Raw genomic sequence first — 12,482 nt, 5'->3', positions numbered from 1 at the left:
TCCCGGTTTTCAATAGCTGCCCATGCGGACCTTCAGCGTGATCGGCTGGCCGGTGAAATTGAGGCCATGATCGGCCTGGTCGCCATTCCAGTTGCGCTCCATGACCCACTTGTCCTGCGCATCGAAATGTCCTTCCTCGACGCGGGCAAACATATACGGCTTGCCGGCGTTGGCGCCGGTGCCTTCGAGATGGATACGGACATGCTGGCCGAACAGGACGAACTCGTTGTCGCCGATCTGCGCCACCGCCACCCCGCCCGACGGCGATTCGGTGCCCGGCGGGGAGTCCGTGATGTGGGCCGGATCGGGCTGGCCGCCCAGTTGCCACTCGCGGAAAGAGGCTTTGATATTCCAGCCTTTGAACTTCAGGGACTGCGGCGTGCGCGCCTCGGTTTCGGCCAGGCCGTCGGTGCGGCCTTCCAGCGCCCAGCGCGCCCACTGCCGCGCCATCGGGCGGAACGCGGCGTAGATCTTGCCGAAGGGCTCGGCCATGCTCTTGTCCTTCAGCTTCGAGCCCAGCGGATAGTTGCTGTAGTCGGCGTAGTCGACGCCGAACGGCGCCACGCCGATCGCGCCGCGCCCCAGGATCTGGTAGACGTAGCGCGCATAGTGTTGAGCGTTGCCCATCTCCGGCACGAACAGCGCGTTGTCCCGGCGCTGGAACTGCTCCAGCGTGGCGGCAACCTTGTCCGACTCGGACAGATAGATATCCGGTGCGACCACGTCGATATGCGGCGCCGCGGCCTTGTAGATGTCGATCACGTCGTAGCCCGGACCGCCGCTGGCGAAATTGCCCTTCCACGGCGCCATCGGCTCGAGCGGCTCGCGCAGCGCATTGTTGACGTACATCGGCAGGTCGTAGACCGCGCGCCCCGCCTTGGCCACTTGCTCGATGTGGCTGGCGATCGCATACGCATGGAAATATTCGTCGGCATACGGGCCGTACACTTCAGACCAGCTGCCGCTGGCCGCGCCGGGCAGCGGCGATTTCTTACGCTCCAGCACCGCCTGCGGCACCGGCTGGCGGAACGCGGCCTCGCCCGCCGGGCTGAAGTCGCGCACGGTGCCGTAGGTGCCGACTTCGTTTTCAACCTGCACCATGATCACCGTGCGCTGCGCGTCGATCTTCTTCAGGTGGCCCATCAGGGCGACGAAGGCCTTGGTGTCGGCCTTGATCGTCTGCTCGCTCAGCGGCGACAGGCAGTAGCTGTTCTTGCCGTCCTTGTCGATCATGCGCGGGAAGCGCTGGTTGTCGAACTTCACCCACTCGGGCGTATAGGCCGGCCCGGTGTTCTTCCAGGTGCCGAACCACAGCAGCACCAGGCGCACCTTGTTCTGGCGCGCCTCGGCCACCAGCGTGTCGACGTAGCTGAAGTCGAACGTTCCCTCGACCAGCTCGATCTGCTCCCAGGCCACCGGGATCTCCAGCGTGTTGGCGTGGGCATCCTTGACGGCGGCCCAGACTTTGCCCAGCGCCGCCGGATAGTTGCTCGAGTTGTGCGCCTGTACGCCCAGCATGGTGAACGGCCGGCCATCGACGATCAGCGCATGGCGGCCGTCGTTTTGCACCAGGTGGGGCAAGGCGGTGCCGGCTTGCGGGTAGGCCGCCGAAACGGCAAGCATACACAGGGTTCCAAGCAAATAGCGGGAGGTTTTCTTCATGAGATAAATTGCGAAAAGTGGCTGAATGGAATGGCCTCCCGCAGCCCGGCATCGGGCTGCGGGAGGCCGCGGAAGGCAGCGCTTAGAACGAATAGTTCAGCTGCGCCCCGAAGCTGCGCCCGGTGTAGAACGCGGAGCGTAACTTCATGCCGATGGCTTGCTGCATGTACTGCTTGTAGACCTGGTTGGTGAGATTGCCGACCTGGGCGCCCAGGCGCAGGTTGTCGGTGATCTTGTACTGGAACCCAAAGTCGACCTGGCCATAGGCGCCTCCCCAGGTCGGCAAACCGTAGTTGACCGAATAGGCCGTGCCCTTGTTCGGGCTGTCCGGGTTGCGGTCGATGCCGTCGCCGCCGGCCGTGCCGTAGGCATTGGTCGACTGCAGGTATTTGCCGCGCCAGCTGTAGGCCAGGCGCATCGACAGCGGGCCTTTGTCATACAACAGCGCCGCGTTGAACGAGTTCCTCGACAGCCCCGACAGCGGCATGTTGCCGAACACCCGGCCATCGGTGTCGCAGCCTTGCAGGTTGCGCACCTGATTGGCGTTCAGCGTATCCTTGGGCGTACACCAGGCGCCGGTCACCGGGTCGTGATACGTCGTGCTGCTGTCGATATAGGTGTAGTTGCCCGACACGCCGATGCCGGACCACAGACCGGGCAGCTTGTCGAAATATGTCTGGAAGCCCGCTTCCAGGCCGCTGACGCGCGCGTCCATCCCGTTGACCGGCCCGCTGACCATGAAGTCGTAGGTTTTTCCGGCGACATCCTGGAGCGGGTAGACCGCGGTCTGTCCGATGACCAGGTCCTTGAGGCGCTTGGTGAACAAACCCAGCGTCGCCGAACTGGCGCGGCCGAAGTAGTACTCGGCCGTCAGGTCGATATTATTCGCCATCACCGGCTTCAGCGCCGTATTGCCGCGCAGGTTGCCGGTGTACGAGATCGAATCGACCACCGGCTGCTGGTTGTCGCCCGGCGGGGTATGGGTTTTAACGTCCATGCCCAGCGTCGTGTAGGCTTGCAGCTGATAGAAGTCCGGCCGCGACATGCCACGCGACAAGGCCATGCGGAATTGCAGTTCGTCGCTGACCTTCATCCGCAGATTCAGGCTCGGCAACACCTTGACGTAGTCGTTCTCGAAGCTCTGCTTCTCGGACGAAGCCGGTATGTCCGGCACGCCCGGCAGCAACGGTTTCTTCGGCGGATCGAACAGCGTGTAGCCGACCGACTCCGGATTGGTGCGCACCACGCGCACGCCCACATTGCCGTCGATCGGATAAGGCGCCTTTTCGAAACTGAAACGCAGCTGGGCGTAGGCCGCCTGGGTACGCTCGTGCTGCTCGTTCAGGCCGGTGGCGTTGCCAAAAGGCGGCAGGCTCCAGCTGCAGTCGTTGGTACGGCCGGTGGCATTGGCTTCCTGGCACAGCGTGGTGAAGTAGCCGTGCAGCTTGGCGATGGCGTCGAGCGAGCCGGTCAGCGCCATGTCCGGCACGATCACCGCGGCCGGCATCGGCGCGGTGCCGCCGAAGAAGTTGTTGAACTGGTGCAGGCTGGTGTTGCCGGCGAAGCGGGGATCGCTCAGGGCGGCGAACTTGGCCAGCGGCTGCCACGAGTTGGGGCCGACCGCCCATCCCTGCGAGATCTGGGTCCATTCCGAATCGTGGGTGGACTGCGTCAGCGACGAGCGCTCGGTGGCCCGCAAGCCGAAACGCAGGTCGTTGAGCACCGGGTTGTCGAAGGTGTACTTGGCGTCGATGCGCGCCGTGTTCATCTTGGCCGTCGCCACGTCCTTGTGCACCTGGGTGAAGCCCCAGTAGTAATGCGACGGATCGGCCAGGAAATCCTGGGCCGCCTTGTCGAAGGTGAAGGCCGGCACGCTGCCGCCCAGACTCACCGCCTGGCTGGGTACCCAGCCGCCCAGGCCGATCGTGTTGTCGTAACCTTGCGTCTTCGCTTCCACGTGCTGCAGGTCGGCCTTGAAGGTCCACGCGTCGCTGGCGCGCCAGCTGCCGGACCAGGACACGTCGCGCGTGTCGGAATCGCGGCCGCTGGAGCGCGCATCGGTGCCGAAGCCCAGGCCGGTGCCGAAGTTCACGCCGCTGTTGGTGATGTCGCGCAGCGTGCCGGTCACCAGGGCGCCGCGGTCGTCGAAGACGGCGCCCGGATCCACCGTGAGGGTGGCCGGGTTGGTGCCGACGAAGAAGGAATTCTCCCCCGTATGCATCTTGTACTTCGAGCGCAGGAAGGTCAGGTAGGACATCAGGTCGCCCTTCTTCCACTGCACCGCGCCGTACAGGCCGTCGCGGGTGCGCTCATAGGTGTTCGAGCCCCACGACGCGCCCGGCGTCACCCAGCGCATCTTGTTGTCGCCGGCGACCAGGTCGTTGCGCGAAATGTAGGGGCTGATCGACATGCTGTCGCTCTGGCTGGCGATCTTGGAATGCGCCAGGTCGATCAGCAGGCCGAATTGGCCCAGGCCGGTTTCCCAGCGGTCCGAATACAGGCCCGACAGCGACGGCGGCGACACCTTCTTGCGCAGCGAAGAACCGGAAACGTCGGTCGACAGCGCGAACTTGCGTCCCTTGGAATCGAACGGCAGCGCGGTGCGCAGGTTCACCAGGCCGCCTATGCCGCCTTCGATCTGTTCGGCGGACGGGTTCTTGTACACGTCCACGCCGCCCATCAGCTCGGGCGGCACATCCTCGAAGCTGAGCGAGCGGCCGCCGTTGGCGGAAAACGAGTCGCGGCCGTTGAACTCCGAACGGACCTGGCCCGAGCCCAGGCCGCGGATCGACACGCCGGTGCCTTCGGCGGCGAAGTGGGCGATGCCGTCGCCCACGCCCTGCTGCGGGTCGACCCGGTTCATGGTGCGGTCGATGGTCACGCCCGGCATGCGTTGCAGCACCTCGGTCACCGATTTATCGGGCAGCTTGCCGATGTCATCCGCGACCACCGAATCGACGATCTCGTCCGCGTTTTTCTTGATGTTCTGAGCCGAGTCCAGCGCGCCGCGCTGGCCGGCGACGACCACCGTGATCGTCTTGTCGTCGCCTGCGCTCTTGGCCGCCGGCGCGGTTTGCGCCAGCGCTGCGCCGCTGGCCATCAGCACCAGCTGGGCCACGCCAAGCGCGATTGCCGTCTTGTTTAAATTTGTCATTTTATTTGTCTCCTTGTTGTCTCTGCACCTATGCAGCAGGGTTCATTCTCTGGAATGCCCCCTGACGCAACAAGTCCAAAAACCGTCAACACCGGAGCGAAATTGCGCAAATGACGAGACTGGGAGATCAGCGGCGTTGTTCGTCCGTGGCGGCGGCCGGCTGTTGCCATCGAACGACAATGCGGGCCTGGTCGCGCATCACCAGCAGCTCCGGTGCGCGACCGTCCGCCAGCAGCGTCTGCAATGAGGCGAGCCCGGCGATCGGCGCAAACGCGCCCTGCGCGTCCCGCCCCGCGCCGACGATGACGTCGCGCGGATGCAGGCCGGCGGCCTCGCCACGGCTGCCCGCTTGCACCGCCAGCACCCGCAGGCCGGCCGCCGTCCCCAGTCCGGCGGCGGACTGCTCGCCCAGCGTCTCCACCGGCTTGAGCAGCAGTCCCTCCAGCGTGCCGGCGTTCTGCCGCGGCGACGCCGGGCCGGCGGCGACGGTGGCGGGCAACGGATAGGCCGGCGCGGCGGCCAGCGCCTTCAGGCGCGCGGGGCGCACGCCGAAGTCGTGCATCGGGAAATTGACGAAGCCGATGCGCGCCGCCAGCGCCGCGTTGGTGACCGTGTAGTCGCCGTCGGCCGGCGCGGCGAAACCCGGATCGCCGGCGGCCGAGCCGGCATCGGTGCCGCGCGCCTGCGCCTCCGCCAGGCCGGCGCCGCCGACGAACAGGTTGCGGTCGACGCTGCGGCCCCAGCGCTCGATCTCGACCGGCTGGTACGGCGCCATCACGATGTTCGACTCGAACACGTCGCCGCTGTCGGCAAACCACACATGCGGGTGGAAGGTGCCGTTGACCATGATGTTGTTGCGCACGACGCGGGCAAAACCCTCGCGCAGTTTCAGGCCGCCCGCCAGCAGCAGGTTCTCTTCGATCAGGTAGTTCGAGGCGCCGTCGTCCAGGTCGACGTCCCAGCCGTGGTCGCAGCGGAAGCGGTTGCGCCGCATCACGATCGGTTCGACCGCGTCCAGCAGCGGCAAGCGCGGATCGGCCGCCACCCGGCGCTCCATCTCCTTGCGGTCCGGATCCCAGTAGCGGTCGCGCCCCCAGCTGTTGAAGGCGCCGTGGTCGCCCGACTCGCGCACCGTGTCGAACACGTCGTTGTAGGTGATGCGGTGCCCGCCCCAGGTGCCGTCGCCGATGTTGATGCCGGCGCGCGGCACCCGGTAGATCGTGTTGTGGTCGACCGTGATGCGCGCCGCCATCGCGATCTGCACGCCGGCCGCCTGGCGGTCGATCAGGCCGATGTCGTGGATCAGGTTGTCCACCGCCGCCGAATCCCGCGGATAGGCGTCGGTGCGCGGGCCGGGCGCCGGGTCCAGCTCGGCCTGAGCGAGGTGCTCGTGGTATTCAAACAGCGGCGAGCGCACCGCCTGCGCACGGCCCACGAAGGCCACCGCCGTGCCGCCGATCGCATGGATGTGATTGCCGGTCAGCAGCACCTGCCGCGCGCGTCCGCTGACCACGATCGCGTGGCCGCCGAGATCGCTGAACTCGCCATCCTCGATGCGCACGTCGCGCGCGTTTTCTATCGTCACCGCGCCGACGCGGTAGAACTTCCAGTCCGAGCGCAGCAGCGGCTCGGCCGCCTTCAGGAAGGTCGGTTCGGTGTCCTGGAAGCGCAGGTTGCGGATGCGCACGTGGCCCACCTGCGCCGTGCGGCCTTCGATGCGGATCAGGGCTTCGTGCGCGCCGGCGCGGAAGCCCGCCGCCGGTGGTCGCGCGGCGTCCAGCGGCTTGAAATACAGCCAGCCCTGGCGGCGGTCGTCATACCATTCGCCGGGCGCGTCCAGCTCTTCGAACACGTTCTCGACGTAGCGATCGCGTTCGCTGGGCGGCATGATCCGGTTGTTGCCCGTCTGGGCGCCGTAGGCCAGGCTGCCGTCGGCGTTCTTGCCCAGTATCGGCACCTGCAGGCCGCCCCAGCGGTTGCCGTGCAGCGCGTGCAGCACCGCGCCGGCCGGATCGCGCCAGCGCGCCACGCGTTCGGCGCTGGTGGCGTCGGCCGCGCCGCCGAAACCGGCCTGCGCCGGGTCGAGGTTCGGATAGCGGGCGCGCACCAGCGGCTGCTGCTCCAGCCACAGGCGCTGGAACGGCGGGCCCGCATAACGCGCGCGCCAGACGCCGTCGCGCCACGGCTGCCAGCGCAGCGCCGGCAGATGCACCGCGCCGCTCAGCACCACCCGCGCATCGGGCGCGGCGGCCAGCACGAAGGGCGCGTCCTCGCTGCCGGACAGGCGCTCGTCGATCACCAGCGGCGCCGCCAGCTCATAGGTGCCGGCAGCCAGCGTGATCCGGCGGATGCGGCGGTCGGTCCGCGCCCGCCGCAGCGCCGCCGCCAGCGACTTGCCGTCGCCGACCGTGATGCCGACGTTGGTGTCTTGTGCGACGGCGGGGGCCGCGGCATCGGCGGACGCGGCGGCCACCATGCCCGCCAGCGCGAGCAGGATAGCCGCCGCCCTCATGGCGCGCCCTGCTCCACCAGCACCGGCCCGATCAGGCCGGACGGCTGGTTCGGCTGCGCTTCGAGCAGCACGGTGAGCGTGCGCTCCGCCGCCCCCTTGGGCACCGGCAGAGACAGCGGTCCGGGTTCCGGCGTGTTCTTTTCGCCCAGCTTGACGCCGTCCAGCCACACCTCGGCCCTGCCGGCGATCTGGCCGAACACCAGGTGGGCGCGGCCGTCGTTGCGGTCGCCGCGCAGTCCGACCGAGGCGCGGTAGCTGCGCCAGCGCAGCGCCCCGGGCGCCTGCTTCAGCGGTGGCGCGCCCCAGGCCCAGCTGTTCATGTCGCTGTCGGCCAGCATCAGCTTGGGGTCGGGGCGGTCGGCCTGGGCCGGCGAAATGCGCCAGCCGCCGATGCGCACCACCGGCTGGGCCTCGGGCACGGCCGGCAGCGGCGGCACCGCCCGCACCGCCAGCACGGCCTCGGCCGATTGCAGCCCGTCGGCGCTGGCGCGCAGCGTGAGCCCGCCCTGGCCGCCGCGACGGCTCTGGACGATCACCTGCGCCAGGCCGTTGTAGAGGTCGCGCTCGGGCGCCTTTTCCGATTCGTGCGAGTTGGGGTCGCCGTTGCCGACGCCGATGATGGCGCCGGCGCCGGCCGCCTCGAAGCGCACGTGCAGATTGGCGGTCGGCACCGGATGGCCCTGGGCGTCGACCGCGCTGACCGTCACCGGCACCGCGTCGGCGCCGTCGCCGGCCAGCGCGGCGCGGTCCGGCGTGAGCACCAGCCGCGCCGGGGCGCCGCTGGTGTCGACGCTGTCGCGCCCGATCTCGGCGCCGCCGCGCAGCGCCACCGCCTCCAGCCTGCCGGGGGCGTACGGCACCTCGAAGGTGGCCATGTCATACGGATCGACGTCGCGCTCGCCGATCACGGCGCCGTTCAGCAGCAGGCGCACGCGCGGCGCGTTGGTGGCCACCAGCACCTTGACCGGCTGGCCTTCGCGGCCGGGCCAGGTCCAGTGCGGCGCCAGCTTGACCACGGTGCGGTCCTTGCGCCACAGCGCCTGGCGGATGTAGAACGCCGTCTTGGGAAAGGCGCACAGGTCCAATATGCCGAAGAAGGAGCTGGCGCTCGGCCATTCGTGTGGCGTCGGTTCGCCGCGGTAGTCGATGCCGGTCCAGACGAAGCCGCCGGCCAGGAAGGGCCGCTCGTTGATCAGCTTCCAGCTGCGGCGCTGGGTCTGGCCCCAGTTCGCGGCGTCGTCGTCCAGGCTGGCGACCAGGTGGCGGTTCCAGTCGGTGGTGTACTCTCCGCGCGACATGAAGGCCGAGGTGTCCTCGGAGCTGAACACCGGCTTGTTGGGGAAGGCTTGATGGAAGTGGTCGTATTCCCACACCTGGTAGTTGATGCCGGCGACGTCGAGCGCCTGGGCGGCGTTCTTGTCGGCGAACAGGCCGGCGTTCATGGCCGCCGTCACCGGACGCGTCGGGTCCAGTTCCTTGACCGCGGCCACCATGCGGCGCGCGATCTGGTAGCCGGTCTCGCTGCCCTGCAACTGCTCCTCGTTGAAGATCGACCACAGGATCACGCTTGGGTGGTTGCGGTCGCGCTGCACCAGCCAGCGCAGCTGCTGCAGGTAGTCCGCCGACGGATTGAAGTTGCGGTTCTCGTCCATCACCATCATGCCCAGGCGGTCGGCCAGCTCCACCACTTCGGCGGCCGGCGCGTTGTGGGCGAAGCGGATCGCGTTGACGCCCATCGCCTTCAGCTGGCGCAGGCGGAATTCCCAGATCGCGTCCGGCACGGCGACGCCGACGCCGGCGTGGTCCTGGTGGATCGCCACGCCCTGCAGCTTGAGCGGCTGGCCGTTGAGGAAGAAGCCGCGCGCGGCGTCGAAGCGGATGGTGCGGAAGCCGGTGCGCAGCTCGTTGCTGTCGATCTCGGCCGTGCCGTCGCGCAGCACCGTGCGCACGCGATACAGTTCGGGGTGTTCCGGGCTCCACAACTTCGGATTGCGCAGCGCCAGCGTCAGCTGCGCGCTGGCCTTGCCGAGCGTGCCCACCCGCACCGGCACGCTGCCGTGCGCCACCTCGGCGCCGGCCGGGTCATATACGCGCACGTCGAGCGCCGCCTTGCGCGGCGTCTCGGCGCTGCTTTCCACCTGCACCGTCACCGGCAGCGTCCAGCGGCCGTTTTGCATGACCGGGTTGGCGTGCACGCCGTCGGTGGCGATGTGCAGCGCGTCGCGCTTGACCAGCCAGGTGTGGCGGTAGATGCCGGCGCCCTCGTACCACCAGCCCTCCATCACTTCGGCGTCGGCGCGCACGGCGATGGTGTTGACCTCGTCGCCGTAGCGCACATAGGGGGTGATGTCGAGCGCGCGGCCGTTGTAGCCCGACCAGTTGCGGTTGACGACGATGCCGTTCACCCACACCGTGCTGTGGGTGGCGACGGCGTCCAGCTGCAGCTCCAGATGGCGGCCGCGGTCCGAGGCCGGCAGCGTGAAGTAGCGCCGGTACCAGCCGATGCCGCGCGGCCGGTAGCCCTGCGACTTGTTTTGCGCGGCGTCGTACGGACCTTCCACCGCCCAATCATGCGGCAGGTCGACCCGGCGCCAGTCGGAGTCGTCGTAGTCGACCTTGGCCGGCCCGTGCGCCTCGCCGGTCTGCGCGCTGAGGTAGCTGGCGCCGTGGCCCTTGATCGACGGCAGGGCCACGTCGCCCTGCAGGAAGCGCCAGCCGGCGTCCAGCGACAGGCGCTCGGCGGCATACGCCTGGGTGCCGCCGGCCAGCAGGCCGGCGCCGGCCAGCAAGGCCAGGACGGTGAAGCGCTTGCTATACATGGTCAATCTCCAGTCGATACGCTCAATCGGCGCCGGCCGGAATCACGGACAACTCCGCGACGCTGGTCGTGCCGTTGCGCCAGACGTCGTCCAGCGCGGTGAAACGGAAGTAACGGGCGTTCACCGCGGCAAAGCGCGCCTGTTGGCTGTCGGGGTTGTTGCGGATGTTGGCGAAGGTACCGCGCTCGATGGCGGCGGTCCAGTGCACGCCGTCCTCGCTGGTGTCGAAGCGGTAGTTCTCGACCGTGCCGTTGAGCTGCCCGTCCTGGCGCGGCACGTAGACCAGGCCGCCGATGCGATGCACCTGGCCCATGTCGACCGTGATGGCATGCGGCAGCTTCAGGTCGGCATCGCCGCCGGTATCCCAGTACGTGGCCGGATCGCCGTCGATGGCGAACCCGGCCGGCTGGCCGGCTTGCTCGCGGTCAACCGCCACCACCTTCCAGCCGCGCGGCGACAGGCCGATGAAGTCGCGCCGGCCGACCACGCCGAGGCGGCCGCCCGGCAGCAGCCGCGCGGCCCGCACCACGCCGCTCGCCGCCAGCGCCAGCGGCGCGCTGTAGACGGCCGAGCCGGCGTTGGGCGCCGAGCCGTCGGTGGTGTAGACCAGCGTGCCGCCGGCCGCATGGCTGATGGCCACCCTGCCCTCGGCATCGCGGTCGGCGATGGCCGGCGGCAGCAGGTCGGTCGACTGCAGGTACAGTCCCACCTCGGCCAGCGTCGGCGCCAGCCGCGCGCCGGTGATGCGCACCCGCACGCGGTCGGTGCTGACCGGCGCCCGCAGGCGCACCAGCCGGCGGTGGCCGACGGTGGTCAGCTCGTCCGAGGCGATCGCTTGGGCCGCGATCCAGGCCGAGCCGTTCCAGGTCTCGATCACGAACGACTCGATGCGCTGGCCGCGACGGTCCACCGCCTCCTGCAGCGACACCACGTCGAAGCGGACCGGCTTGGGCAAGGCCAGCGTCAGCGTGCCGCCGCTGCGTCCCGGCGCCGCCTCCCACCAGGTGTCGAGCTTGCCGTCCAGCGCGGCGCCGGCGGCGTGACCCGGCGCCGCGTGATCGGCCGACACCTTGGCGCCGGCCGCCAGGTCGGCGGCGAAGGTGGCGCGCAGGATCTCGGCCGTCTGGCCCAGCGCCGTGACCTGGTCGTCCGGCAGCAGGCCGCGCTGGTCGGGCGACAGGTTCAGGATCAGGTTGCCGTTGCGGCCGATCGACGAGTAAAAGATGTCGACCAGCTGGGTGACCGGGCGCGGCCGCTTGTCGCGGGCCCAGAACCACTGGCCGTTGGCCAGCATGGTGACGTTGGTCTCGGCCGGATACCACCACAGGTGCGATCCCGGCTTGAGCTGGTCGCGGCCGCCGAGCTCGCCGTGCATGTCGGGCCAGCGGAACTGCTCGGGCGCGGACGGCAATGGGATCACGCTCCACTCGGTGGTGCGGCCGTAGCCGCTTTCCGTACCGACCCAGCGCACGTCCGGCCCCTTGCCCATGATGACGGCCTGCGGCTGCAGCTTGCGGATCAGGTCGTACCACGCCTCGTAATCGTAGGTTTCCGCCACGCTGGGGTCGGGATTGGCGCCGTCGAACCACACCTCATGCACCGGGCCGTATTGGGTCAACAGCTCGTAAAGCTGGTTGAGGAAGTAGCGGTTGTAGTCGTTGACCCGGTAGCGGTAAGACTGGAAGCCCGGCGTCGGCGCCCGGCCTTTGGACGGGTCGCTCTGGAAGCTGGCCGGATCGGTGGGGATGGCCGACATCACGGCCGGGCTGCCGTTGCCGTAGTAGCCGGCCGGATTGGACGGGTTGGTCTTGAGCTGGTACAGGTCGGCCGGCGACAGGTAGATGCCGAGCTTGACGTCGGCCGCGCGCGCGGCGTCGGCCACTTCGCGCACCAGGTCGCCCTTGCCGCCGCGCCACGGGCTGGCGGCGGACGAGTGCCCGGTGTAGCGGCTGGGCCACATCGCGAAGCCGTCGTGGTGCTTGGCCACCAGCACGATCATCTTGCCGTCGAACTGCTTGACGGCGCCCAGCCACTGCCGCGCGTCCAGCGCGCCGGGGTTGAACAGCGCCGGAGCCTCGCGGCCGCTGCCCCACTCCACCTCGTTGAAGGTGTTCACGCCGAAGTGCAGGAAGAAGGTGCGCTCCAGCCGCATCCAGGCGCTCTGGTTGGGACGCGGCAGCACCTTGGCCGCCTTCTCGGCCTTGACGGCCTCGCTGTCGCCGTCGGCGATCACATGTTGGGTCGCATAGGGAATCGGGCTGCTCGCCGCCTGCGCGCCGGCCGCCAGCGGCAGCAGCAGCGCGGCCGCCAGCGCGGTGATGGTGTTTCGTTGCAT

Annotated in this window: 5 protein-coding genes; all 5 read right to left on the bottom strand. The window is 68.8% G+C overall.

The window, feature by feature from the left end:
* Positions 1-9: 9 nt before the first annotated feature.
* The gene (locus ABWW33_RS18640) at positions 10-1,623 is read right to left on the bottom strand and encodes a DUF5597 domain-containing protein (RefSeq protein ID WP_353403192.1); all 1,614 of its coding nucleotides are present in this window, start codon (positions 1,621-1,623) and stop codon (positions 10-12) included.
* 121 nt (positions 1,624-1,744) lie between these two features.
* On the bottom strand, positions 1,745-4,816 hold the full coding sequence (locus ABWW33_RS18635; protein WP_353403191.1) for a TonB-dependent receptor: 3,072 nt from the start codon (positions 4,814-4,816) through the stop codon (positions 1,745-1,747).
* 127 nt (positions 4,817-4,943) lie between these two features.
* Positions 4,944-7,328: a hypothetical protein gene (locus ABWW33_RS18630; RefSeq protein WP_353403190.1), complete on the bottom strand. Its 2,385-nt coding sequence runs from the start codon at positions 7,326-7,328 to the stop codon at positions 4,944-4,946.
* A complete protein-coding gene (galA, locus tag ABWW33_RS18625; protein ID WP_353403189.1) occupies positions 7,325-10,147 on the bottom strand; it encodes a beta-galactosidase GalA in 2,823 nt (940 codons plus the stop codon). Before galA ends, ABWW33_RS18630 begins: the two co-directional genes overlap by 4 nt.
* 22 nt (positions 10,148-10,169) lie before the next feature.
* Entirely contained in the window at positions 10,170-12,482 is a 2,313-nt protein-coding gene (locus tag ABWW33_RS18620; protein WP_353403188.1) for an alpha-L-fucosidase, read from the bottom strand.

Origin of the sequence: Duganella hordei (assembly GCF_040369125.1) — a bacterium.
Classification (GTDB): Bacteria; Pseudomonadota; Gammaproteobacteria; order Burkholderiales; family Burkholderiaceae_D; genus Rugamonas; species Rugamonas hordei.
This window is presented reverse-complemented; position numbering and strand designations above follow the sequence as displayed.

Coding starts and splice junctions, on each gene's coding strand:
- ABWW33_RS18640 (WP_353403192.1), bottom strand. CDS start 1,623: ATGCTTGCCGTTTCGGCGGCCTACCCGCAAGCCGGCACCGCCTTGCCC.
- ABWW33_RS18635 (WP_353403191.1), bottom strand. CDS start 4,816: ATGACAAATTTAAACAAGACGGCAATCGCGCTTGGCGTGGCCCAGCTG.
- ABWW33_RS18630 (WP_353403190.1), bottom strand. CDS start 7,328: ATGAGGGCGGCGGCTATCCTGCTCGCGCTGGCGGGCATGGTGGCCGCC.
- galA (WP_353403189.1), bottom strand. CDS start 10,147: ATGTATAGCAAGCGCTTCACCGTCCTGGCCTTGCTGGCCGGCGCCGGC.
- ABWW33_RS18620 (WP_353403188.1), bottom strand. CDS start 12,482: ATGCAACGAAACACCATCACCGCGCTGGCGGCCGCGCTGCTGCTGCCG.